The organism is Frankia canadensis (assembly GCF_900197875.1).
In the GTDB taxonomy this organism is placed as follows: Bacteria; Actinomycetota; Actinomycetes; order Frankiales; family Frankiaceae; genus Frankia; species Frankia canadensis.
Map to the genome: position 1 here is coordinate 46,951 of NZ_FZMO01000445.1, position 25,191 is coordinate 72,141.

General features: G+C 73.4%; 16 protein-coding genes and 1 riboswitch. Of the genes, 6 read left to right on the top strand and 10 right to left on the bottom strand.

Annotated elements, in window-relative coordinates:
* Positions 1–32 precede the first annotated feature (32 nt).
* The gene (locus C1A33_RS38165) at positions 33–338 is read right to left on the bottom strand and encodes a hypothetical protein (RefSeq protein ID WP_165818591.1); all 306 of its coding nucleotides are present in this window, start codon (positions 336–338) and stop codon (positions 33–35) included.
* Complete coding sequence (locus C1A33_RS25795) at positions 338–1,447, bottom strand: PP2C family protein-serine/threonine phosphatase (RefSeq protein WP_101834077.1); 1,110 nt, start codon at positions 1,445–1,447, stop codon at positions 338–340. Before C1A33_RS25795 ends, C1A33_RS38165 begins: the two co-directional genes overlap by 1 nt.
* A gap of 659 nt (positions 1,448–2,106) precedes the next feature.
* Between C1A33_RS25795 and rlmB the strand changes: the two genes are divergently transcribed.
* Both rlmB and C1A33_RS25805 read left to right on the top strand, forming a co-directional pair.
* Positions 2,107–3,237, top strand: a complete 1,131-nt coding sequence (gene rlmB, locus C1A33_RS25800) for a 23S rRNA (guanosine(2251)-2'-O)-methyltransferase RlmB (protein WP_101834079.1) — start codon at positions 2,107–2,109, stop codon at positions 3,235–3,237.
* Positions 3,238–3,362: 125 nt separating this feature from the next.
* Positions 3,363–5,537, top strand: a complete 2,175-nt coding sequence (locus C1A33_RS25805; protein WP_133150836.1) for a hypothetical protein — start codon at positions 3,363–3,365, stop codon at positions 5,535–5,537.
* 195 nt (positions 5,538–5,732) lie between these two features.
* Here C1A33_RS25805 and C1A33_RS25810 read toward each other — a convergent pair whose 3' ends face one another.
* Both C1A33_RS25810 and C1A33_RS25815 read right to left on the bottom strand, forming a co-directional pair.
* Positions 5,733–6,113: a transglycosylase family protein gene (locus tag C1A33_RS25810; RefSeq protein WP_101834083.1), complete on the bottom strand. Its 381-nt coding sequence runs from the start codon at positions 6,111–6,113 to the stop codon at positions 5,733–5,735.
* 4 nt (positions 6,114–6,117) lie between these two features.
* Positions 6,118–6,266: riboswitch (cyclic di-AMP (ydaO/yuaA leader) on the bottom strand.
* Positions 6,267–6,816: 550 nt separating this feature from the next.
* Complete coding sequence (locus C1A33_RS25815) at positions 6,817–8,508, bottom strand: peptide deformylase (RefSeq protein WP_101834085.1); 1,692 nt, start codon at positions 8,506–8,508, stop codon at positions 6,817–6,819.
* Between the two features lie 599 nt (positions 8,509–9,107).
* Here C1A33_RS25815 and C1A33_RS25820 point away from each other — a divergent pair.
* A complete protein-coding gene (locus C1A33_RS25820; protein ID WP_101834087.1) occupies positions 9,108–10,100 on the top strand; it encodes a hypothetical protein in 993 nt (330 codons plus the stop codon).
* A gap of 71 nt (positions 10,101–10,171) precedes the next feature.
* Here C1A33_RS25820 and C1A33_RS25825 read toward each other — a convergent pair whose 3' ends face one another.
* Positions 10,172–11,542: a lipase gene (locus C1A33_RS25825; RefSeq protein ID WP_101834088.1), complete on the bottom strand. Its 1,371-nt coding sequence runs from the start codon at positions 11,540–11,542 to the stop codon at positions 10,172–10,174.
* A 549-nt stretch (positions 11,543–12,091) separates the two neighbouring features.
* Between C1A33_RS25825 and C1A33_RS25830 the strand changes: the two genes are divergently transcribed.
* Positions 12,092–13,822, top strand: coding sequence for an ABC transporter ATP-binding protein (locus C1A33_RS25830; RefSeq protein WP_243407945.1), 1,731 nt, complete (start codon positions 12,092–12,094; stop codon positions 13,820–13,822).
* 52 nt (positions 13,823–13,874) lie between these two features.
* Here C1A33_RS25830 and C1A33_RS25835 read toward each other — a convergent pair whose 3' ends face one another.
* From C1A33_RS25835 to C1A33_RS25845, 3 genes are all read right to left on the bottom strand, one after another.
* Positions 13,875–16,064 carry a serine/threonine-protein kinase gene (locus tag C1A33_RS25835; protein ID WP_243407946.1) on the bottom strand — a complete coding sequence of 730 codons (2,190 nt, stop codon included), beginning with the start codon at positions 16,062–16,064 and terminating at the stop codon, positions 13,875–13,877.
* Between the two features lie 384 nt (positions 16,065–16,448).
* Positions 16,449–18,743, bottom strand: a complete 2,295-nt coding sequence (locus tag C1A33_RS25840; RefSeq protein WP_101834092.1) for a family 2 encapsulin nanocompartment cargo protein terpene cyclase — start codon at positions 18,741–18,743, stop codon at positions 16,449–16,451.
* 139 nt (positions 18,744–18,882) lie between these two features.
* Positions 18,883–20,301: a family 2B encapsulin nanocompartment shell protein gene (locus C1A33_RS25845; RefSeq protein ID WP_101834094.1), complete on the bottom strand. Its 1,419-nt coding sequence runs from the start codon at positions 20,299–20,301 to the stop codon at positions 18,883–18,885.
* Here C1A33_RS25845 and C1A33_RS37600 point away from each other — a divergent pair.
* Positions 20,300–20,422 (top strand): hypothetical protein, encoded by a 123-nt coding sequence (locus tag C1A33_RS37600; protein WP_279354698.1) that lies wholly within the window; start codon positions 20,300–20,302, stop codon positions 20,420–20,422. The genes C1A33_RS25845 and C1A33_RS37600 overlap by 2 nt on opposite strands.
* 1,986 nt (positions 20,423–22,408) lie before the next feature.
* Here C1A33_RS37600 and idi read toward each other — a convergent pair.
* Positions 22,409–22,999, bottom strand: a complete 591-nt coding sequence (idi, locus tag C1A33_RS25850) for an isopentenyl-diphosphate Delta-isomerase (protein ID WP_101834096.1) — start codon at positions 22,997–22,999, stop codon at positions 22,409–22,411.
* Positions 23,000–23,297: 298 nt separating this feature from the next.
* On the opposite strand from idi, the gene bioB reads away from it, so the two are divergent.
* The gene (bioB, locus tag C1A33_RS25855; protein ID WP_243407947.1) at positions 23,298–24,485 is read left to right on the top strand and encodes a biotin synthase BioB; all 1,188 of its coding nucleotides are present in this window, start codon (positions 23,298–23,300) and stop codon (positions 24,483–24,485) included.
* 35 nt (positions 24,486–24,520) lie between these two features.
* Here the strand turns inward: bioB and C1A33_RS25860 are convergent, their stop codons facing one another.
* Complete coding sequence (locus C1A33_RS25860; RefSeq protein WP_101834098.1) at positions 24,521–24,985, bottom strand: hemerythrin domain-containing protein; 465 nt, start codon at positions 24,983–24,985, stop codon at positions 24,521–24,523.
* Positions 24,986–25,191: the final 206 nt, after the last annotated feature.

Genomic DNA, 25,191 nt, shown 5'->3' on the forward strand with positions numbered 1-25,191 from the left:
GTGAGACAGGTGCCCCGCAGGGCGACGTCCCCTCACCTGATCACCGGTTCACCCGGACGGTCGTCGTCGACCGAGTCAAGGATCGTCTTCTCGATCTGCTTGACGTTCGTCTTCAACCGAACCGTACCTGTTGTGCCATCGTGGATGTGAACCGCCTTCCGTAGGAGGTGGTGGGGGTCCGCGTTGCCCGGTTTCGGGCGGGCTCGCACCGCACGTCCCGGCACCAGTGTCGCAGTGGCCCCGGCGTCGGCCGGACGCGCCTCGGGCGCGCGCCGCGGGCGGTCCGGCGCGGCGACGCCCGGGGCCCGGCGCGGCGGACGGGTGCCAGGGGAGCGCATCAGGTGTCCACTCTGGCCGCGACCACGGTGATGTTGTCGTGGCCGCCGGCGTCGATGGCGAAGTCGACCAGGTGGCGGGCGACCTCGATCGCGGAGCAGTGCGCCGGCAACTGGTTGACCAGGGAGGCCATGACGTCCGGCCGGGAGGCGTAGTTCCACAGCCCGTCCGAGCAGACGATGACGGTCGCCGGGGTCTCGATGGGGAAGATCTCGGTGTGCGGGGCGACGTCCTCGACATCTCCGCCGAGCCAGCGGGTCAGTGTGTGCGCCCGCCGGTGCGTCTCCGCCTCGTTGGCCGGGATGAGGCCCGCCCGCGCGGCCTCCGCGGCCCAGGTGTCGTCCGAGGTCAGCCGCTCGCACCAACGCGGCCCGAGCAGGTAGACGCGGCTGTCGCCGACCCAGCCGACGGTGACCATGCCCGGGCCGTCCGGCGTCGGCGGGGTGACGATGGCCGCGGCGAAGGTGCACGACGGGGCCATCCGCCCCTCGGCCGCGCTGAGCTGGGCGATCGTGGACTGGGCCGCGTCGACGGCGGCGTGCAGCGCGGCCTCGGCGTCCTCCGGGGAGAAGCCGCCGACGATCGCGCGGGGTGCCGTGCGCGGCTCGTCGTAGTCGTCGTACTCCGGCTCCAGGATGTCGAGCATCTCCTCGGCCCGGCTGCCGCCGCGCGGCGCGCGCCCGTCGTGATGGACGGTGCGGCCGGGGCCGTGCGCGCGCACCGCGTCGGCCAGCACGGCCATCGCGGTGGCGGCCGCCGCGGCCGACGCCTGGCCGGAGCCGGGGGTGGTGGAGACGCCGTCGCAGACCACCGCGATGAGGGTGCCGTAGACGACGGCGAGGCCCATCGCGTCCTCGTTCGTCGTGTGGCGCACGCCCCGGTCACACACACCGGCCAGCTCGCCGAGGTCCACCTCGCTGTGGTCGTCGTCACCGCGCGCCGGGTCCGGGCCCTGCAGGGCGTGGCCGCAGACCTCGCAGTAGCGGTCGTCGGCGTAGACGGGCGCCGCGCAGACCGGGCAGCGGCCGAGATCGTCGTCCGGTTCGAAGGGACCGCTGCCGGTGAGCTGGTAGGCCACGGTGGGCGCGTCGTCGTGCGGATTGAGGTCCACGGGTCACGCCGCCGGGAGGGAACGCTCGCGTGCGGGCGGTGTGCGCAGAGCCATGTGCTGGGTGCCTCCTGCCCCTGCTGGTGCGGTCGTCGGAACTCGTCGGCCGGTCGTGCGGGCCCGGTCGGTCGCAACGGTCGGAATGGTCATCACGGATTCATGGGGATGTATTCTCCCAGTTTCCCCGGGGCCGCGTCGATGACCGAGATCGCCACCGGTGGGCCACGGTCCGGCGTTTCCTCCTTCGTCGGTGCGCAGGCTTAGGAGAGCGTAAGGGTCGAGTGTCGACGATGGGACCGGCCATGCCCTCGCCGGGGCAGGTGGGAGCGGCCGGACGATGGCCGTGATCTGCCATCGGGCACACCGCTGGTCACCGTGCGACCACGAGCGGGCGACGACACGCACCGGACCCTCCTGACACGGCCGAGGGCAACCGGGACCACTCAGGCCGCCGGCGGAGGACCGCCGCCTCAGAATAGGGCGCGGCGGTCCCGTGAACGACCATGTCGGGGCAGGTTGCAGGGTCCGGCCGGCCCGCGCTGCCAGCCAGGGGCCCCTGGCCGGGTGGGGGCCGGGCGCCGCGCGCGGGCCCGGTCGGTGAGATTGGCCGTATACCGTGGTCGCATGGTCGTTTCCAGCGCGCCCGCAAGTCGGTGGTACTGATGGCCGGCGCCGCGCGCCGGGGCGGCGGCGGCATCGCCCGCGGTGGCCAGGGCGGCCGGGCCGGCAAGTCGGGTTCGCATCGCAAGGGGGCCGCCGCCGGAAGCGGTGGGCAGGGGCGCAAGGCGCTGGAGGGTCGCGGGGCGACCCCGCCGGCGCAGCTGCGGCCCGGCCATCCGGCGCAGCGTCGGGCGGCCGCGCAGGCCAGGGCCGCGCAGGCCGGGGCCGCACCGGGCCGCCCCGCCGAGCGCGGGCGGCCCGACGCGCCCCGGCGGGGTGACAGTGCCCGGGACCGGGCCGGGGCCGGTTCCAGCGCCGAGGCGCGCGGGGGCGGTGCGCCCTCCCGCGGCGCGGGTGGGGCCCCCGCCGGCGCGCGGTCGCGGCGGGTCGAGGCGGACGAGCTCGTCGTCGGGCGCAACCCCGTCGTCGAGGCGCTGCGGGCCGGCGTCCCGGCGTCGACGCTGTTCGTCGCCGCGGGCCTGGACTTCGACGAGCGGCTCGAGGACGCCCGGCGGCTCGCCGCGCGCGCGGGCATCGCGGTCGTCGACGTGGGCCGGCCGGATCTCGACCGCATGTGCGGCACCGCGCCGCACCAGGGCCTCGCCCTCTCTGTGCCGCCGTTCCGCTACGCGCACCCGGACGATCTGCCCGCGCGGGTGCCCGCCGGCGCCGCGGGCCTGCTGGTCGCGCTTGACGGCGTGACCGACCCGCGCAACCTCGGCGCCGTCGTGCGCAGCGCGGCCGCGTTCGGGGCGCACGGCGTGGTGGTGCCCGAGCGGCGGGCGGCCGGTATGACGGCCGCCGCGTGGAAGACCTCCGCCGGGGCCGCCGCGCGGCTGCCCGTGGCGCGCGCGACGAACCTCGCCCGTACCCTCACCGCCTACGCCGGCACCGGCCTGTTCGTGGTCGGGCTGGCGGCGGACGCGCGGCTCAGCATCGATGAGCTGGCGATGGCCACCGACCCCCTCGTGCTGGTGGTCGGCTCGGAGGGCCGCGGGTTGTCGCGGCTGGTCGAGGAGCGCTGCGACGTGACGGTGCGGATCCCGATGGCCGAGGACGTCGAGTCGCTCAACGCCGGGGTCGCCGCCGGGGTGGCGCTCGCGGAGATCGCGCGCCGCCGCCGCGAGACCTGACCCGAACCGGGCCGTGGCCGTCACGCAGCCGAACCATGTGCCGCGCAGCCACCGGGCCCGGTCCGACCGCCCTGTAGCCTCATCGGACTGACGAGCGTCGGGCTGTCGCGGGGGTAACGGTCGACGTGCAAGGCGAGTGGCGACCGGCAGCGTGGCTGCGCGTGCTGCCGCGGCTGCGGCCGGGGATGGGCGCGTCGCGGCCGCGTGCGCTGCCGCGGCTGCTCACGGCCGTCGGTGGCCCTGGGCCGGCCGCGCTGCCCACCACCGCGCTGCGCCGGGCCGTGGCGGTGATGTTCGCCGGTCTGCGGGCGTGCGCGCTGATCGTGAACGTCGCACTGGTGCTGCTCTGGCGGGGCTGGTACGCCGGTCATCCCGTCGCTCTGGCCGCGGCCTCGGCGACCGCCGCCTGGTCGGTGATCTTCATCGTCGTCGCGCTGCGCCGCGGCGTGGGGCGGGCGCTCGCCGGCGCGTGCGTGGTCGTCGCGGTGTTCCTGCTCGCCGGGGTGCGCTGGTGGTTGCCGCCCGACCTCGTCGGCGACCCGGCGTCCTGGGTGCTGATCGCCTCGTCGCACGCGATGGTGGTGGCCGCCTGGTGCTACTCCCCGCGTCGCTACCTCGCGGTCGTGGCGCTGACGGGGGGCGTGGCGGCCGGCGAAACGGCCCTGGCCGGCGCGCCGTCCCCGGCGTCGGCGGTGATCATCGTGACGATCTCGCTGTTGGCCCGCTACCTGCTGACCCAACTGCGCGCGCTCGCCGAGAGCGTGGAGCGCGAGCTCGTCGCAGTGGCCGAGTCGCGGGCGGTCGAGATCGACCTGCGCCGGCTGCTGCGGGCCCGCCGGGACCGGGAGCTGGTGATCCACAACGCGGTGCTCAACACCCTCACCGGCATCGCCTGGGGCGGCGGCGAGGATGAGGAGCTCGCCCGCCGCCGCTGCGCCGACGGAGCGGCCGCGCTGCGCGGGCTGCTGGGCGAGCAGGACACGGCCGTCGGCGCCGTCCCCGACGGCGACGCCGTGATCTCCGTGGAGCGGCTGCGGTCGCTCGTCGCGGTCGAGATCGCCGCGGGTCCCGCGGACGACGGGGATGGCCCCGCCGGCACAGACGGCACAGACGGCACAGACGGTGGGGACGGCCCAGACACGAGCGGGAACACAGCGGCCGGCGCCGACAACGGCGTGGAGGCTGCGGCCGGCGCCGGTGGGCGGCGGCTTGCCTACACCGCGCAGCTGCGCCGGCTCACCTGCCGCACGGCCGGGCTGTGGCTGCTCCTGCTGGCGGCGCCGGCGGCCCGGGTGTGGCCGTACGTGCGGTCGGCGCCGCTCGCGGTCGCGCTGTTCCTCCTGCCGCTGGCGGCGGTCGCCCTGGCGGGCCGGCGGCTGCGCTCGGCGCCGCTGGCGCGAGGCCAGGTGGCCGCCGTGGTCGCCGTCTGCGCGATGATCGCGATGGCCGGCGCGTGGAACGCCGGCGGCCGCGGGGGACAGGTGATGGTCTGGCCGATGGCCGCGATCGCGCCGCTGATGATGCTGGTGACGGTGTCCTGCGTGGCGTGGTGCTGGGCGGCGCCGACCATCCTCGTCACCGCGATCATGATCATCTCGACGCTGGCCGTCGCCCCGGGGGATCCGCTCGCCCTGTCCCACCTGCTGATGGCGCTCTACTACCTGTGGCTCATGCAGAGCTGCCTGGTCGTGCTGCGATCGCTGGTGTCGAACACGGTCGAGGCCAGGACCTGGGCGGGTCGGTCCGGGCAGGAGCTGGCCCGGCGCGCGCGGCTGCTCGACCAGGCCCGCCGGCGGCGGCGGGGGCTGCTCGACTCGGTTGAGCGCGACGTCGTGCCGCTGCTCGCCGAGGTGGCCGCGGGCCGGCTTGACCCGCGCGCGCAGGCGGTGCGGACGGACTGCGGCCGCCGAGCTGTGGCCATCCGGCGGCTGCTGTACGACGACGTCGCCGTGCACGGGGCGATCGGCGAGGTCATCGACGCGGCCGAGCGGCGTGGCACGCTCGTGTCGAGCCAGATCCTCGGTGGGCTGGACGAGCTGCCGGCTCCGGTGCGCGGTGAGTTCGTCGAGCAGCTGCACCACGCGCTGTGGGCGATGACGAGCCGCCGGGTGCTGCTCACGGTGAACGCGGACGCGGACGCGGCCAGTCTCTTCCTGTCCTGTCCCTGGCCTGGTGGGCGGCTCCCGCCGGCCCCGGCGGGGCGGGACATCGACATGATCGTCGATGTCGAGGACGGGCAGCTCTGCGTGGAGCTGCGCTGGCCGACCGAACCGCGCCCGCTGCGCGCCGCCTCGGCCTGACGCCAGCGAAAGGCGTGCCGGGCTGCAACGAGCGGAAGCCCCGCCTCCCGGGAGGGAGAGACGGGGCTTCCGGAGCCGCGCGCTGGGTCGCGTCGCCTCGCGCCGGTCGGCTCACGATCTGTCGAGCACGATCCGATTGATCATGTGCGGATCAGAACCGGCCGAGTGCGGATGTCGGCGCGGTGATTCGGGGCCTCAGATCCGGTGACCCCAGCAGGGCTTCGACGCGTACCACGGGCTGGTGCCCGCCTGTGCGTACAGCTTGCGCGCCATCTGCCACTGCTCCGCGACGCTGGCGTTCTGCGGCAGGCCCTTGCCACCGAGACCGTGCCAGGTGCTTGGCAGGAACTGGAACAGTCCGCCGGCGCCGATGGAGTTGACCGCGCGGGGGTTGCCGCCGGACTCACAGGGAACGACGGCGCGCAGGAAGTGGTCGGCGTTCGGGGCCGCGCTGGCCGGCTGGGACAGCGCGAGGCCGCCGCCCACGGAGGCAGCGAGAGTGGTGGCGAGAACTGCGGCCCGGGTGCTGAGCTTGATCCGGTTGAGGCCCCGACCGAGCGTACGAGCGTTGGACATGTAGTAGTGCCCTTCCCCACGCCTGCGAGGTGAGCTGTCGGGTTCGGGCTGGGAATGCCCGGCCACCGCTGGTGGCTTCACCCCTAGGACGCCTGCGTTCGACGCCCGGAATTGGTTCCCCCGTTCCTGCCACAGGTTTGGTTCTCATCGGGTGGGGGCAGGATTCGGCGTGCCACCCGACGTCTGCCATCAGTTGACGGCATGGCGACGAACATAGCCGAGCGTGACGCCGGTAAGGCAAGGGAAAGTGAAGATGGACACAGTGCTGTCTAACTTCTTTTCATGACCTTGTTATCGAGGTTTCGCGCGCGCCCACGCGCTCGATTGTAGATGTCGTTCCAGGTCGATGGAATACCTTTTTTGTGACGGCTCCGGCGCGCAGTCGAAAGAATAACGCGGACCGTGGCAGATCCCTTTCCCGGCGTGGCGGCGTGGTGCTTTTTGACCATCGCCGGTGGCATTGGCGCGGCCGCGGTGAACCGTGGCTGTCGCGGCCGTGGAAAAACAGTTCTCCGGCGAGACCGAACTATACGACACGGTGGACGGAAACCGGACTAGCGGGATGTGTCCGTTCTTCCGGACGGCCGGCGAGGTGGGCGCAGCGTCACCGGTCGGGCGGCTGCGAGGACCAGTCGGAGGACATCGGGAGACGCGGGGCGCCCCGGCAGGCGGGGCCGCCGCCGCGGCGCCCCGCGGGCCGTTCTCAGGGGCTGTAGGTCCAGGCCGAGCCGGTCCCGCGGTACTGCTCCACCGGGATGGGCGCGGTGCCGGGCCGCATCCGATCGGTGTACAGCTGCCCGAAGAGGTGATCGATCTCGTGGGCCACCAGCCGGGCGAGGCCCTGGCGGTAGACCGTGATGTGCTGGCGCCCGGAGATGTCGGTGTGCTCGACGTGCAGCTCCAGCGGGCGTGGGACCAGGCCGCGGACGTCGAAGAAGCTCAGGCAACCCTCGTACTGCTGGTCGGTCTCCGGCGAGGACTCGATGACCCGCGGGTTGAGCAGGGTGATCGTGTCTTCGTCGGCGGACCGCACGATGGCGGCCGCCCGGTTGATCCCGATCTGGGGGGCGGCGATGCCCATCCCCTTCCCGAAGGTGTGCAGCGCGGAGACGCGTTCCATCGCCGACGACAGTTCGGCGACGACCCGGCGGGCGTCCTCGGCCTCGCCCGGCAGCTCGAAGAACCTCGCCGGCTGGCGCAGGATCGACTCGCCGGCCTGGACGATGCCGGTGGCGGCCATCTGCTCGCTGGGCCGGGGAGCCGGGGTCGCCGCCGCGCCCGCGCCGGCCGGTTCACCGGCGGCGCCGGCCCGGGCGGCCGCCGCGGCCCGGAAGTTCCATTCAAGGCGATAACGGGCGTGCAGCGGCGGATTGTTCGTCGACCAGGTGAAGATCCGCCGGTCGTCGGTGTCGGTCCGGGCGATCGCGGTGCGGAAGGGGAAGGCGTCCGCGGTCATCGACGTCTCCATACCCCACACCACCGGGTCGACGTCGGCGGGAAAGTCCAGCACCACGGAGAGAAAGGTGGTCGGCACGCGGACCGCACGCTGGAACCAGGGGCCCCACTTCTCCTCCCGCACCCGGTAGCTGTATTCGATCCAGGTCGACTCGCCCGGATAGAGCGGGAATCGGCCGCGGCTGTTCTCGAACAGCAGCCAGACCTCCTTGAGGGCGTCCCAGTCGGTCTTCACCTGGCAGGCCATCTGCTCGTCGCCGCAGCGCGCGCTGAGCTGCAGTTCGTCCCAGCTCAGCGGATCGCGGCGGTAGAGCCGGGCAGCGCGTTCCTGGTCGCCGGGGAACCGGTCGACCGAGATTCGCATGAGGTAACGGGTCACCGGCTCGACGCCGGTGTTCAGCACCAGCCGCCGCTGGTGCGCGACGTACATCCCGTCGTCGTAGCGCAGCTCGGCCCGGTCCTCCTCGACGACCAGGCCCCCCGCGACCGCCGCGCCCCGGCCGCCGGCACCGGGCGGCGCGGCGGGGTCGGACCCGCCGGCCGCGCCCGCCTGGCCCGGCACCCCGGCGCCGCCGGGCCCGCCCGCGCCCGGCGGCCCCAGGCCCGCCTCGGCCGGTGCCGGGACGGCGGGCAGCGGCTCGTATCCGGACTCCCAGGGGCGGGCGGCCAGATGGAAGTACGCGCCGGGGATGCGCAGCGCGTCGGCGATCCGCTCGATCAGGGAGAGCCGGGCGATGTGGTCCTCGCCCTGCATGATCCGGCTGACCCGGCTCTGGCTGAGGCCCTCGACCGGGGACGCGATCCGGTTCTGGCTCGCGCCGTCGTACTTCTTCATGAGGCGGAAGACCATCCGGAAGTCCCGCGCTGCGCAGGCGGCCCGGAACTCGGCGCGGGCGAGCAGGTCGGGGGAGACCCGGTAGGGACCGGACTCGTACGACATCAACCGGCCTTCCTGAGGGCACCTGAGCCACGCCGACCGCCGCGCCAACCCGTGGGACACCCAACGGAACTCGGACGTCGCGAGGTGACCGGCCCGGGTGTGCGGGCCGTTCCAGGCGGCGCCTGCCGGCGGATGCGCAGGTCGCCCGATGCGTCAAGCCGGAGCCGACACGTCAGGATAGCGACGCTATGCCAGCCGGGAATTGGGTTTGCGCTGGTTGTGGCCGTCGCGGCGTTGTCGCTGATCCGACAGGCGGGGTGCGCGGATCCGCCCGTCCCGCCGGGCTGGCTCTGCTACGGCGCGGGATCGGCGAGTGCCCCGTTCGGAGGATGCCGCGACCCCCGGCCTGGCGGGCGGCCTAGCCCGATCCGGCCGTGGCGCGGGTCATATGAGAAGAGCATGCCTGACTGACGTTTCCCCGCCACCCCCGATCGGGCGACGCTGGCTCCAGGCCGGCCCCGCCCCGCGTCGAGCCGCGACCTCCGCCGGGCGGGGTCGGCGCCGGTCATCGGCGCGGGTGACGGCGCGAACCCGGCCGTCGGCATGGTCGTGAGGCAGGGGGCCTGTGGTCCCAGGCGACGGGCGAAGGCGGAAGGCTGGTGACGATCGTGACGGACCTGATGAGAGACCGGGAGCAGCCGGCCGTCGTCTACGGGATCGTCCGCTTCGCCCCCGGCGGCGACCGGCAGGTGCTGGACATCGTCATCACGTTCGCCACCGCGGCGGCGGCGGACGGCTACGCGGCCGGGCAGGGATGGGCGGACTACGAGGTCGCGCCAGCCCGCTTCTTCGTCCGCGAGCGGCCGTCGGCCCTTGACGCGATGCCGCCCCCGACCCGTCCGGCCCCACCCGGGGCCCGGCCGTCCGCCCTGGATACGCACCTTCCGCCAAGCCCTGACCTGGCCCGCCCTGACCCCGCCGGCTCTGGCTTGGGCCATCCTGACCCGGCCCGTTCCGGGCCTGGTCGGCCCGGCCTGGGCCGCCCCGACCCGCGCCCGGTCGAACCCGACCACCTCACCGGCCGCCGACCGCCCGGGCCCGCCCGCTGGTCCCCGGCGACAGATCGGCCGCCGACAGGTGGCCCTGCCCTGCCCAAGCAGGGTCACCGCCCCGTCTCCGCTGATCCGGCCGGACCCCCTGGATCGGCGGAGACGGGCGAGACAACCCCGACCGGCGTCGCCGGACAGGGGCCCGCCCGGCCCGGCGAGCCGGCCGGCCGGACCGTCGCCGCACCCGATCCCGGGGTGGGCGGCCCGGTCGGGCCAGGCGTGACCATGACCGCGTGGGGGACCCACCGCTGGGCGATCGCGCTCACCGCGGGCTCCGATCCGGGGGACGCGCTGCGGGCCGTCGGAAGGCTGCCCGCCGGCCTGGTCTTCGCCGCTGCCTACGGAGACGTCGACGTCGTCCTGGTCTACGGCGGCCCGCCTGGTGGGCCCCCGCCCGGCACGCGGCCGACCGTCGCCGAAGAGCTGCTCGACCCGCCGCCTGAAGGCGCGCTGTGGGCCCGGTGGATGACGAGCAGCGAGCGCGATGCCTACCGTGCCGGCCGCGACGCCGCCCTCGACGAGGTCCGGCGGGCCCTGACCTGAGGACTGGCGGACCGCTGACCGGCCGGCTGGGCGGTCGACCGCCGCCGGGGCCACCTGGCGGCAGGGCGCCATCAGTCGTCGTCGCGTAGACGCAGCGTCATCCGGTCGGTGGTCGACGGCAGGGCGGGTACCCGCAGGGTGGTGCGGTGCGCGGCCCGCCCCCGCGGCGTCTGGGTGACCTCGAAGGAGCGGTCGCCCGCCGGGATGAACCGGTCCACGCCGGTGATGAAACCGATTCCGAAGTACGCCGGGATCGGTGTCGCGATGTCGGAGGCGCCGTCCGCGCCGCGGTCGAACACGAACAGCTGCCGGGTCATCTTCGTGCGTGGCGCGGTCGCCGCGGACAGGACGTTCGCGCCGTCGACGGTGAGCACGTCGCTGCCCGCGCCCTGATCGCCCCACCACTCCAGGTCCCGGTCGATGACGAGGTCGGTCTGGCGCGGGCTGACCTCCATGCCACCGCCGATCTCGCCGCCCGGCCGGCTGGTGAGCAGCCGGACGAGCCGGTCACCGCGCCGGAACGGCTCGAAGTAGAAGTGGTGGACGGGCTCCCCCGCCCGCACGATCGCGAACTCGTAGTAGGCCGTCCCGTCGGCGCGCAGCGGCCCCCAGGAGCCGTCGGCGGGCAGCGTGAACAGGCCCGCGAGCCCGTTCGGGAGACGCCGGCCGGTCTTCGGGTCCAGCCGGTACACCTCCAGCCGGGCCCCGCCGAGTCCGGCGTTGGCCGGGTAGAGCAGAGCCCGCCCGGAGATGTCGATCGGCCCGCGCTGCGGGGTGACATCGTCCGTGAACGGATCGGTGCCGGTCAGGAAGCGGTACATCTGCCGGAAGGTAGCGGCCGCGCCGAGCAGCTGGCCGCGGTCGGCTTCCAGGAAACGCACGTTGTCGGCGCCGGCGACCCGCCGGGTGGGATCCCCCGCACCCCACACGACGAGGGTGTGCACCCCCTTGGGAGTTCTGAGGGTCTGCGGTCCGTCGACACTGATCAGATGGGCGACGCGCGCCGCCCGCGCGGGTGAGCTCGCCAGATACCGCTGGCCGAGGTCGGCGCCCTCGGCGTGGGCGACCAGGTCGACCTGTTTGGTTCCGGCGAGTGTCAGCAGGCGTTGTATCTCGCCGTCGAGGCGGGCGAAGACCGGGCCCTCAGTGACGGTCGACGAGGAGGCGTCGTGGTCGAGCGCGGTTATCCGGTCCGCGGGATATCCATTGCTGGCGAAGCGCTGCGCCTGCGACTCGAACTGTTCGCCGGAACCCAGGTTGCCGTGCAGGAAGACAATGGGCGTCCGGGAGGTGTCCGGCGGTGCGACCGGTGCCGCGAGCTCTCGCCCCAACGCGCCGGCCTCCGCGTCGGCGGACGCCGATCCGCCGCCGGCGGAACAGGCGGCGAGTGCCGCGGCGAGCAGCAACGCGGTGGTCAGGCCGAACCAGCGGTGCCGAGGCATGCCGGGCCCCTTCCCTCCGGGATGTTCGGCGGCCGTGCGAACCGCCCCGGTGCTGCTCCGCGCCGATCCCGTGACCAGATCACGGCGCGGCCGATCGGACGACCCCGTGAGACCTGGGTTCTCATCATCCGGTGGAACAGCGAAAGATATCGCCCGCGCGTGGGCGAGGTCACCCGTTCCCGCGCCGGGCGCGACATCGTTGTGGCGGCGGAGGGTCCCGTGCGCCGTGCGCGGATCGGCGGGATGCGGACCGGTGTCGTTGCGGGCCAGCCGCGGGCGGGCGGCTGGCATCGGTGTCCTGAGAACCCGCCGACGGCCGATCGCCGCCCCTGTCGGCGGGTCGGCGCGATGGCCGCCGGCCGGTCGAAGCAGCCGGAAAATGAGGTGCGGACCCTTGCCGGCGCCTGTCATCATGCACGGGTGAGCGAGTCTGGTGAGTCAATGACCAGGCGACGGGAGGAGCTCGACAGAAACACGGTCGGCACTATCGGGGAAGCGGACTGCGTAAAGCCGGTCCGGCACGCCGGTCTACGTTCCTACCTGCGGTTCGTGCGGACTTTCCGGAAACCGCTGCTGGCGGTCGCCGCCTGCTTCACGGTGTCCAACCTGGCGCTCGTCGTCCTGCCGGTGCTCATCGGCGGTTTCATTCAGGCCCTGAGCCGGGGGTCCGATTCCACCGACACCGCCTACCGTTACGTGGCCCTCCTGGTGGGCTGCAACATCCTGCACGACCTGACCTGGCGCGCCGGCGAGCTGATGTACCGCCGGCTGCTCATCCACCGCGGGTACGAATACGAGAACCTGCTGTTCCGGGGCGTGATCGACAAGCCGTACCCGTACTTCGTCGGCAAGTTCACCGGCAAGGTCAGCAGCTACATCGCGACCCTGGGACGGGAGTTCCGGGAGCTCCTGGAGGAGTCCTGTTTCACCTACGTGGAACAGGCGATCCGGGTGCCGTCGATCGTCATCATCATGTTCGCGGTCAACCCGTGGTCGGGGCTCACGTTCCTTTTGGCCATGCTGCTGATGCTCGTGGTCGGCCGGTACACCGCCCGCCGGTCCTTCCGAGCCGAGAAGGAGCTCGCCGACCAGGTTTCCGGGATGGACGGCCACGTCATCGACATCATCGCGAACTTCGTCAGCGTGAAGTCGTTCCGGCAGGAGCGCGCCGAGTACGAGGAGGTGCGCCGGCGCCGCCGTGAGGTCATCACGGCGGCCCGTCGGTCGTTCGCGTGGGACATCGTCTTCTGGGGCGGAATGGCGGTTGTCGTGCGGTATCTCGTCTGGCCGGTCTCGGTGCTGCTCAACCTGCACCTGTACCTGGCCGGCGAGCTCAGCCTGGCGCAGTTCGCGACGTTCCTGTCCGCGCTGGTGATGTTCTCCGACTTCATCTGGGTGACGGTGTGGGAGGTCGCGCAGGTGAACCTGCGGCTGGCCCGGGTCGAGGAGGCGTATCGGTACCTGTTCGGCGACCGGCACATCGCGGTGACCGAGTCCGTCGGGCCGACTTCGCTGGAGTCGCGCCCGGAGCCCGGACCGGGTCAGCTGGAGCTGCGGGGGCTTTCGTTCGCCTATCCGGACAACGACCGACGGCCGGTGCTCACCGGCATCGACCTGACCATCCGGCCGGGCGAGAAGATCGGTGTGGTGGGCCGCAGCGGCAGTGGGAAGACGACGCTCGTCAAGCTGCTGCTCGGCTATTACCCGCTACCGGTGGAATCCGTCCTGGTGGACGGCCGCCCGACGCCGAACCGGGAGCTCGCGGCCGCGATCTCCTACGTTCCCCAGGACACCGCGCTGTTCCATCGCTCCATCCGGGACAACATCACCTACGGGGCACCGGGGCCGGTCAGCCGGGAGCAGGTCGAGGCGGCGGCGCTGCGGGCCCATGCCCACGACTTCATCATCGGTGCGCCGCAGGGCTACGACACCCTCGTCGGCGAGCGCGGAATCCGGCTGTCGACGGGCCAGCGCCAGCGGATCGCGATAGCCCGCGCGTTCATCGACGACCGGCCGATCCTGATCCTGGACGAGGCGACCAGTGCCCTCGACAGCGAGAGCGAGGTCCTCGTCCAGCACGCGCTGGAGCGGCTCTGGCAGGACAAGACGGTCATCGCGGTGGCCCACCGGTTGTCCACCCTGCTGAACATGGACCGCATCATCGTCCTGGCCGACGGCGTCATCGTGGAGCAGGGATCGCACCGCGAACTGCTCGACCTCGGCGGCCGCTACCGGAGCCTGTGGGAACGTCAGAGTGGCGGCATGATCTCCGTCGACTGAGCGCGCCGCCGCGGGCCCGCCGACCGGCGGGCCCGCGGCGGCGCCGGGTCCATCAGGTGACGGCGGTCCGCCCGGAGTCGCCGGAGCCGGTGTAACGCGACAGCGCGTCCTTCGCGACCGACCACACCACGGGAATGATCGACATCGGCCAGGCGGAACAGTCGACGCCATGCATGAGCGGGACCTGTCCCCACGAGCCCGACGGCAGGCAGCTGTCGGCCCCGCCGCCCTGGCGGCTCGCCGTCGCCACGCTCGCGGGCACGGCCGCGACCACCGTGGGCACGGTCACCTCGACCGGGGGCACGGTGGCCGACACGGACGCGCCGTCGCCCTCGTCCGTGCCGGAGGAGGAGGCCGGGCTGCCCGCGGCGGCCGCGGTGCCGGCGGTGCCCGCCGAGCCCGTCCCCGAGGAGCCGCCCCGCGCCGTGCCCGCGGCGGTGGTCGCCGTCCTTGCCGCGCCGGCCGCACCAGCCGTGCCTGGCACGCTGGTCGTGTCCGGTGCGGTCGAGCCCGGCTCCTCGGCCGTGCCCGCGGCGCCTGGCGCGCCTGGTGCGACGGCCGCCCCCGCGGTGGCGGCCGGCGCGCCGTCGCCCGCTGCGCCGGACACGGCGGAGACGAGCGTCGTCGCCAGCATCGGCACAGTGGCGGCACCCTCGTCGGCCGGGGCCGCCCAGGGCGCGGCGAGCTGCCACCGTGAGGAGAGCGGACCGCCGTCGAGCCCGGACGGGATCGGCTGCCGAGCATCCCAGACGGTGCCCGTCAGCGGATCGTTCCCGGCGGAGCCGCCCGTACCGGACCCGGTGCCGGCAAGGCCGCCGGGACCGGCCGGCAGCCCGGTCCCGGGCACCGGTGGTACCGCCGGCGCCATCCCGGTGACGGCGTCGCCGGCGGAACCCGAACGCGGGGCGTGCCGGGCCACACTGTCACTGCTCGGCGAACCGCCGCCGGTGGTGGGGCCCATCGGGGCGGAGCCGGCGATGATCGCCGCGGTCACCGCGGCGGCGACCGCGGTCGCGCCCACGCTGGGGGCGAGCGCCGCCCGCCGGATCCGGCGGGCTTCCCGCCGCTCCCGTGCGGCCCGAGCCCGGCGAGCGTCGGCCGCCGCCGCGTCCAGCGGTCCCCTCAGATCGGCGAGGACGAGCGGCTCGACGACGGTGTCGTCGTCGACCGGTTCCAGGCCCACCGGTTCCAGGCCTACCGGTTCCAGGCCCACCGGTTCCAGGCCCACCGGCTCCAGCCCGGCCGGGCTCTGGCCGGCCGGGCTGTGGATGGCCGGACGTGAGCCGATCGGTTCCAGACTGACCGGACTCGCGTCGACCGGTGGGGGGCTGACCGCTTCCGGGCGGATCGGCTCCAGAGCGAGCGGCGGTACCGCCGCGGCCCGGGCGGAGACACGGACGCCGCTCGCGGGCCCGATACCGAGGCCGGCCGCCGCCGCGGCCGTCTCGATCTGGGTTCGCAGCCGCCGGGAGTCCGGCCGGCGCTCCGGCTTCTTGCGCAGGGCGGCGGCGATCACGCCGCGCAGCGAGTCGGGCAGGCCGTCGAGGTCGGGCTCGCCGTAGACGGTGCGGTACAGCAGCGCGTCGAGCGGACCTGCACCGAACGGCGGGCGCCCGCTCGCCGCGAAGGCGATCGTCAGGCCCCAGGAGAACACGTCGGCGGCGGGGCGGGCCCGCCGCGTGGTCGTCAGCAGCTCGGGCGCCAGGTAGCCGACGCTGCCGAGTACGACACCGGAACCGGTCATCGTCCCGGGCGGACCCGCGACGATGCCGAAGTCGATCACCTTCGGGCCGTCCGGGCCCAGCATCACGTTGCCCGGCTTGAGATCCCGGTGCACGACGCCGACCTGGTGGATGGCGCCCAGCGCCTCCGCGAGACCGCTCGCCAGCCGCCACAGCGGCTCGCCGGACATCGGCCCACCGGCGGTGATCGACGCGAACAGGGTCGGCCCGTCGACGTACTCGGTGGCCAGCCAGGGCACGTCGCCGTCGACGTCCGCGCTCAGCAGCCGGGCGATGCGCGGGCTGTCGATCCGCGACACCGCGGCCGCCTCGCGGTGGAAGCGGCTGCGTGATCCCGCGTCGGCCGTGTACTCCTCGCGCATGACCTTGACCGCGGCGCGGACACCGGCGGCGTCCTCGCCGAGGTACACGATGCCCATGCCGCCGCTGCCGAGCCGGCCGATGAGCCGGTACGGACCTACTTCGGGCGGATCACCCGCCCGCAGAGCCTTACAGGACACGAAACGTCCCCCTCGGATGCTCCCTCGCACGGCGGCTGCCACGTGTGCCGCCGTGCCGGGTACCAGGAGCGGCGGCGAACCACGAACGCCGGCGCCGCCCGGCCGCGGCTGTGCGCCGCCACCCGACCGACCCGTTGTACCCGGACGATTCGACCGAGGTGCCGGTGCTCGCGCGGGCGGGGGTGGGGCCCGCGTGACGTGTTCACGGAGCATCGAGGGTCCGGCCGGCCGCGTCCGCACCAACGTCGGCGGTCGGGGCGCGCGGCCGGCCGGGGACCCGGGCGCCCGGGTGGGTGCCCGCCCGGGCGGCGCACCGGGCCCGTCGAAGCCGCTCGTACCTGGGCTCGGGCGGCGCTCGGCGGGGCGCTGGGTGCGGGCGGTGCGCTACCGGGCGACGAGTCGGCGGATGTCCGTGCTGGCGGTGCCGAGCCCGCTCGGGCTGCCGAAGGGGCGCCGGTCGGCGGCCGGGTGGTAGCGCAGCTCGGCCTCCTCGTATCGGTGGGTCCCTTCGTGCCAGCGCAGGATGCCGGCGAGCCAGTGCTGGAGCTCCCCGATGTAGCGGCCCAGCGCCCCGCGGATCTCGCCGTCGAGCTCCATCTGGTCGAACAGCGCGGGCAGCTCCTCGGCGATGATGTGCTCGAACTGGCGCATCCGGGCCGTCATCAGGTCGTTGACCACCTCGACTGCGCGCTCGCGGTCGCAGCCGAGGAAGTTCTCGACGACGAGCACACAGTTGTGGATCTCGCCCTCGAACTGGATCTCCTTCTGGTAGGAGAAGACGTCGTTGAGCAGGCAGGCGTAGTCGGCCGCCGCGTTCTCCAGCGACCGCATCGGCCTGGTGCGGAAGACCTCCGCGGGCACGGTGCTCGCGTGGGCGAGCCGGCACAGGCTCATCGTCAGGTCCGAGCCGAAGGTGGCGCGGCGCATCTCCAGGTAGTCGATGGGATCGGGGATGCGGTTGACGGCCGCGTTCGCCAGTTCCCACAGCCAGCTGTCGATCATCACCTCCACGGCGGTGCGGAAGATGGCGCGGGCGTCCGGCGCCATCGGAGCGGCGGTGCGTCCCCACAGGTCGGCGAGGCCGCGTTCGAGCGCGTTCGCCGGCACGTCCGTGATCGGCCCGTCGAGTGGCATGAACGCGCGCAGCCGCGCGTTGGACAGCTTCGCCCCGGCGAGGTCGCCGGTGCGGCCGAAGGCCACCGGGTAGAGATCGTCGCCGTAGGTTCCCCAGGTCAGCCAGCCGGTGGTCAGGTCGAGCTCCGCCGCCGAGGCGTCCGGGTGGATGCCGGCCGAGCACAGGGCGAAGTCGAAGGCGATCAGCTTGTGCTCGTCCCAGATGCCGGGAACGGCGTCCAGCATGCCCATCGACCGGGCCCACCCGAGGATCGAGCGGCGGGCCTCGCCCAGGTGCGGGCTCTGGCCGGTGCCGTAGGGCAGGTAGAACTCGGGCAGCGTCGTCGGGCCGACGAGCCGGAACGGCACGCTGGCGTGGGCCCGCAGCCGTTGGGGCGTGGTCGCGAGCAGGGACGGCACGATCCGCACCGCCGAGGTACCGAGGCTCGGCACGCCGGGCAGACCGGGCAGGCCGCCGACCCCCAGCGGTGTCGGGACGCCGGCACCGGCCGGGGATGGCGCCGCGGCGGATGGCAGTGCTGTCTCGCCGGGGAGGGCGTCGGGGGTGACCTCGCTGTTCATGTAACGACTGGAGCGCAGGTGCCACTCGTGCCCGCCGGACTGCCAGTCCTGCAGGCCCTTGGTGTAGGCCAGGGTCGCGAGCCGGCCCGCCGGGTCGACGCCGTGCTCGTCGAGGACGGCCGGCACCTCGGTGATCGCCGTGTGCTCGAACTGGTGCAGGCGGGAGGTGAGCAGGTCGTTGACGGCCTCGGCGGCGGCCTGCGTGCCGATGCCGAGGAAGCGTTCGACGACGAGGACGCCGTTGGACAGCTCGCCCTCCTCGGTGACCTCGCGCTCGTAGGAGAACAGGTCGTTGCGCAGGTGGACGGCGTCGGAGAAGGTGTCGCGCAGCACCCGCAGCGGGCGGGTGGCGGCGACGGCGGTCGGTACCTCGGCGTCGGCGGCGTGCTCGACGAGGTTCGCCGACCAGGGGGCGCCGCCGACCTTGCGGCGCATCTCGATGTACTCGATCGGGTTCGACAGCCGACCCGCGTTGATGTTGGCGAGCTCCCAGAGCGACTCGTCAAGCAGGGCGCGGGTGCTGACGACGAACCGGGCCCGCCAGTCGGCCGAGCGGGCCGGCACGGTGCGTTCCCACAGGTCGGCCAGACCCCGCTCGACGGGGTTCGTCGGCTCCTCGGTGATCGGGCCCTCGATCGGCATGAACGCGGGCAGCCGGTCGAGGTAGGCGCGGGCGCCGGCCATGTCGTGCGTGCGCTTGAAGAGCTCGAGGAAATGGTCGTCGAAGTAGAACACCCAGACGTACCAGTCGGTGATCAGGTTCAGCCGGTCGGCGGTGGCGTCGGGATGGGTGTAGGCGCACAGCAGGGCGTAGTCGTGGGCGTCGAGATCCTGCTCGGTCCAGATCGCGATACCGCCCTCGGACGGATCGATCATTTCCATCTCCCGGGCCCACACCCGGCTGTGTTCCCGGGCGGTCTCCAGATGGGGACTGAGCCGCGCCGGATACGGCACGTAGAATTCGGGAAGGGTGAAAGGCTGCATCGTTTCTCCGGGAAAACCCTTCGCTGCCGCGGATCGCTGCCGCGGATCGTGGACGCCGGATCCGGGCGCCATCCGCCGGGCGCAACGCGCCCGTGGCGAACGTCGACGGAAGCGGCGTGGTGCGCACCGGCCGGGGCACTCAGCGTCCGATCTCGACGTTCTCCAGCACGCCGAGGGCGTCCGGGACGAGAACCGCGGCGGAGAAGTAGGTCGTCACCAGGTAGGAGATGATCGCCTTCTCGCTGATGCCCATGAACCGCACCGACAGGCCCGGCTCGTACTCGTCGGCGAGGCCCGTGTGGTGCAGGCCGATCACGCCCTGGCTCTCCTCGCCGGTGCGCAGCGCGATGACGGACGTGCTGCCCGTCGCGCTGATCGGGATCTTGTTCAGCGGGAGCAGCGGAACACCCCGCCAGGCCGGGACGTGCTGGTCGTGGAACAGCACGGTCGCCGGGTAGATGCCGCGTGCGGTGCACTCCCGGCCGAAGGCCGCGATCGTGCGGGGGTGGGCGAGCAGGAAGTGGGTGCTGCGCCGGCGGCTGAGCAGCTCGTCGAAGTCGTCCGGGGTCGGCGGGCCGGAGTGGGTGTGGATGCGCTGGCGCAGGTCGGCGTTGTGCAGCAGGCCGAAGTCGGGGTTGTTGACCAGCTCGTGCTCCTGGCGCTCGCGCAGCGCCTCGACGGTGAGCCGCAGCTGCTGCTCCAGCTGGTTGATCGGCTCGTTGTAGAGGTCGGCCACCCGGCTGTGGATGCGCAGGACGGTCTGGGCGACGCTGAGCTCGTACTCGCGGGGGGTGAGCTCGTAGTCGACGAACGTGCCGGGCAGGTCCGGCTCGCCGCTGTGACCGGCGGAGATCGCGATCTCCGCCTCGCCGTGCTTGTTGCGCGCCGGCTGCGGCCGGGACTGGTACTCGCTCAGGTGCCCGGCCAGCGCCGTGTCGCGGCCGACGACCTCGGCGAGCTGGTCGCGGGTGAGCACCAGCACGGTGGTCGGCGTCAGCGCGCGGGCGGTGTAGTCCCAGGTCAGGTCGGACGCGACCAGAACGTCCTCGCCGAAGTACTCGCCGTCCGCCAGCACGCCGAGGGAGCGCTCGTCGCCGTACTCGGTGGCGCCGAACTTCCCGACCTTGCCGTGGGCGATCAGGAACACCGCGTCAGCCGGGGCGCTGGTCTCCGCCAGGACGTCGCCCTGGCCGTACTCGCGCTGCTCGAAGCGGTCCGCGAGACCGGTGAGCGCGTCGCCGCCGAAGCCGCGCAGCGCGGGCAGCTCCGCCAGCTCGCCGGGCACCACCCGAACGTCGGAGCCGGTGTTGGTGAACGTGATCAGGCCGTCCCCGAGGATGTAGGTCAACCGGCGGTTGACCCGGTAGACGCCACCGGCGGTCTGGACCCAGGGAAGAACGCGCAGCAGCCACCGGGAGGTGATCTCCTGCATCTGGGGGACGGACTTGGTGGTCGTCGCGAGGTTGCGCGCGGCCGCGGTGCTCAGGCTCAGCCGGGGGTCCTCGCCGGCGGCGCCCGCGCTGGTCACTCCGTGGTCGGTCGGAACGGGCTCGGTCATGGCAGACTCCACCTATCTGTGGTTCTTGCTGGGGCTGTTCTTCCAGGTGCTGGGTGCGACCGGCCAGGACAGGCGGGCAGAGCGGGTGGGCACAGCCCAGCCGAGGTCCGGTCCGGTGTGATGCGTCGCCGGAGATGCTCGTGGCGATGTGGTCGGACGGCCGCGATCTCGCCATCCGCCCGCCGTGCGTCGCGGGGTTCCGCCGGTCGGCGGCGCGGGCCGGTGGGGCGCGCGCCGCCAACCCTCGTGCTGCCGTCGCCGCCCGACCGCCCGCGGTACGCCCACGGGCTGAGGAACGACGGTCAGGCGAAGGTGTGCGCGGCCGTCATCCGGCCGCGAGAAGATGTCTGCGGCGAGGGCGGTCCGACCGCCCGATCACCGTTACGACAATGCAGGCGAATGATCCGCGTCCGCCCATGGGTCGTGTGACCGCATCGTCGACAGCTCCATACCAGTAGACCCCCGTGGTGTCGCGGGTTTCGGCGACATGCGCTTTGTAATCGAGTCCGACGGCGCGTGTCTCGCCGCGCATCGGAAGCCTCCCCCATGGGCGGGTTGGGCGGCAAGCCTTTTGCCGAACCAATCGCGGACTGGCCCGCCGGATGACCCGTTCTAGTCCTGAGTGATCCGATCTTCGTCACGGACCGTAAAGGTCGGCACGGTATGGAGACGACTGATTTCCGGGGCGTTGCGGCGATCCGGCGGCCAACCGCTCGAGTGCATTTCCCGGGGTGCGGAACAATCGCGGAATGTGCCTCGCCCGCCGATGGCAAATCGTCGGATGGTGTGCCGCCGCTCGGTCTCGATTCCGCCGTGCCGCGTCCAGCGCACTTCACCGCGCCGCGACCGGGGGAACGTCGGCCTGCGGCGTGCCGCGACGCCGTCCGAGCTGACCGGCCGCACGTCTGGTGCCCGGCCGCGGCCGCCGGCCGCGGGGTCGCGATCGGGCGGCGTGCGGGACGCGGGAAACGCACTGTCCGGGATGCGTCAACCTGGTCGGCGTGCTCGTCGACCCGCGGCGATCGGGTGTGGCGCGGCGTGGCGCGACATGGCCCGGTCGTCGACGCGGCGGGTGGGCGCAGGCCGAGCGCGGGCGGAATCGTTCGTGGGCGGCCAGCGGAAGGCGGCCCTCGACCGAGGGACGGCTGCACGTGGGGCCCCGCCGGCGGCTGTCGCGGGTTACGCGCGCCGGCGCCGCCGGTGGGCGGGAAGGAAAGTCGGTGCCCAGGCCACGCGGTCCGAGGCGGTCGCGGCGGTCCTCGTCCGCGCTGGGCGATCCACCGTGGCCCCGCCGCGTTGCCCGGGTTCGGCGGGGCCCGGCCCGCGCGGCCCGCACGGCCTGGCCGCGGCGGGAGACGCGGCGATGGCGGCGCGGGCCCGCTCCTGCCCGGCCCGTGGCCCGGCCTCGCGGCGGGACGGTCCGGTCGGCAGGCTCCGGCTCCGCGCCGGCCGCGCCGTCGAGAGGGCGGGGGCGTGTCCGTTTCAGGGCCAATGGCCTGGCTGGTTCCGGGACTTTGGTCCTTATCGAATCGGCGGTCTCCGTATTGCATCGGTCACCGATGGCGTATCAGAAGTGACTGTCCGACATTGCCGGTTCCGGCCCCGGCGTCGGTGACGGAAAGTCGCGGGCGCCCGGTCGGATAGCGGCACTGGTTGCCGGCTCGCGGACATCGGGCCGTCGGGCGGCGATGGCCACGTGGCGTGGGAGTGTCGGAGCCGAATGATCCTGCGGCGAGGGTGGCGGCCCGGTTTCCGGAATCGCCTACGTGTCCGCGTTGACGTGATCGCTACGCGATGAACTCTTGACTCTCGGTAAGGTTGTCGGCTAGTGGACTAGTTCCAAATGGCTAGTAAACCCTGTGCACTGCTAGCCAGAGCGCACTAGGTCGCATGTGGAGGGGATCTTCCGGGCCGCCGTCGCGAGGACGTGCCCACCCCGCGGCGCCGTGTCGCGAACTCCGCGTGTCGTGTCTGGTTTGTCCCCCTGCTCGCGACACGGGCCGCCGTGACGCTGCCATCACACTGCGACGGCCCGCCGCGACAACCAACCGCGAAGATCACGCATCGAGGCGGCCGCGGGCGGGCGCGGGCGCCGCCGGTCCCGTGCTCAGCCGGCGGCGCGCACCGCCGCGGCGGTGGCCAGTGGATGAGCGGCCAGCTCGAACGCCGCCATCTGCTCGACCGACCAGGGGCTCAGCGCCCAGGGAGCCGACACGGCGGCGGCGCGGTACGCCTCCCAGTCGACCCACCGCCACTCGACGACCTCGCCCGGGTCCGGATCCGGATCGCCCAGCGCGCGGGCGACGTAGACGGGGCAGACCTCGTTCTCGACCAGGCCGTCGGCCGCTGTCGCCCGATAGGCGAAGTCGGGCAGCGCGAGGCTCAGGTCGGCGAGCGCCAACCGCAGTTCCTGTCCCACCCGCCGCTCGACGGCGACCTCCATCGGCTCGCCGGGGCGGGGATGCCCGCAACAGCTGTTGGTCCACACCCCGGGCCAGGTCCGCTTGCCCAGCGCGCGGCGGGTGACGAGCAGCCGCCCGGCGGCGTCGAAGATGTACGTCGAGAAGGCCAGGTGCAGAGGCGTGTCGAGACCGTGCACGGCCAGCCGCGGCGCCGTCCCGCACGGCCGGCGTTCCGCGTCCAGCAGCACGACCTGATCGCCGACGTCGACGGCGGGAGCAGAGGTTTGGGTACTCACGGGGCTGGCCTCACTTCCAGGGGGGTGTGGGGTCCCACCGGTCCATCCTCCCGCCGGGGGGCGCGCACAGCGGCCCGACCCTGGGCCCCGCTGGTCACATCGGTACCCCGAACGGGCCAACCTGGGGCTGGTGAGCCGCCCGGGCGTGCGTGGTGGGCGCGGGCCGTGATGGTCCGATTCGGGACGGCGATACCCAGGGTTGATCATCCCATTGATGGCAGGCTGAGTCGGGGTAGGTCGGTCCGGGTGGCTGACCGTCACCAAACGCTCGCCGATCGCATTCGTGGAGGAAGCGCCGATGACGGACATGGACGTGCGTCCCACCGACACCGCCAGGGCCGACGCCACCACGGGCGAGACCCCGGGCGACGCCACCGCGGGCGCCGCCGCCCGGGGTGAGGACGCTCGGTGTGAGGCCGGGCTCCTGGGCGTCCTCGCCGACCTCGTCGGGCGGGGGCTTGCCGGGGCCGAGCCCGGCCGGGACCAGGCGTTGGCGGTGCTGCGCAGCGGGGACGACGACCTGCTGGACGTCCTCGCCGCCGCCGGGCGCCTGCGGCGCCACCACTTCGGCCGTCGGGTCAAGCTGAACTTCCTGGTCAACCTCAAGAGCGGGCTGTGCCCGGAGGACTGTTCCTACTGCTCCCAGCGGCTGGGCTCGCAGGCCGGCATCCTGCGGTACAGCTGGCTGCGCCCGCAGGAGGCGGCCGCGTCCGCCGGTGCTGGCATCGCCGGTGGTGCCCGCCGGGTCTGCCTGGTCGCGAGCGGCCGCGGCCCCACCGACCGGGACGTGGACCGCGTCGCGGACACCATCGGGGCGATCAAACAGGCCCACCCGGAGGTCGAGGTCTGCGCCTGCCTGGGCCTGCTCTCCGACGGGCAGGCTGACCGGCTGCGCTCGGCCGGTGCGGACGCGTACAACCACAACCTGAACACGTCCGGCGAGAACTACGCGGACATCTGCTCCACCCACACCTACGACGACCGGGTGCGCACCGTCGACGAGGCGAGGGGCGCGGGGCTGTCCCCCTGCTCCGGGATCATCGCCGGGATGGGGGAGAGCGACGAGGACCTGGTGGACGTCGCGTTCGCGCTGCGCGCGCTGCGGCCGGACTCGATCCCGGTCAACTTCCTGATGCCGTTCGAGGGCACCCCACTGGCTGGCGAGTGGAACCTGGATCCGCGCCGGTGCCTGCGGATCCTGGCCATGGTCCGCTTCGTCAACCCCGCCGCCGAGGTGCGCCTCGCCGGCGGCCGGGAGATCCATCTCGGGTCGATGCAGGCGCTGGCCCTCTCGGTGGCCAACTCGATCTTCCTGGGCGACTACCTCACCAGTGAGGGCCAGCAGGGTCACCAGGACCTGAAGATGATCGAGGAGGCCGGTTACACCGTCGAGGGCCTGGCCGACGCGGAGGCAGCGGCGGACACGGCGCGCTCGGTCACCTTGCGCCACCGCGGGGTGGGCACCGAGCTGCCGCCCAACGCCTGAGTCCGACGCCCGGCCGTGCGCCGGCGATCTGCCCGTCAGGAGGCGAGCAGCCCGGCGTCTGCCCGGATCTCGGCGAGCCGCTCCCACTCGTCACTGGTCAGGACGGTCAGGGCGGCGGGGAACAGGCCCTCCTGCTCCTTGACGATGTGTCGGCGCAGCAGGGTCAGTGCCTTAGTGATCTGGGCGGGCCAGGCCGGATCCGTACGGGCGGTGCCGTCGGTCGCCCCGGCGAGCACCGCCGCGATCCGCCGGTGCTCGCCCTGCAGGACGGCGATCTGCTCGGGGAACTCCGCGGCCATCGGGGGGAACAACCCGCCCTCCTCGACCTCGGCGTGCGCGCCGAAAAGGACGGAGATCGCCGTCACGCACTCGACGAGCGCGTCGAGGTCCCCGCAGCGGCAGGCGGCGCGGGCGAGCGCCGACAGCTCGACGAGCTCGTCCTGCTCGCGGATCAGCTCCTCGATGGCCGGGGTCGCAAGGCACCAGCAGTAGTCAGACACAGTAGGCCGTCCTCGGTTCGCTTGGAGATCAGTCGACCGTTCCGGTGTGGGGCCACCGGATCCGTCCACCCGCCGAGTGGGTCCGCCGAACGGCGCCCACCCGGCCGATACGCAGGGACCCAACGACGACGCGGGCCCCGGGGTACGTGCGCGACGGGGGTCGGGCCGATCGGGTTGCTCCGCCCAGCGGCGCTCGGTGCGCGCCG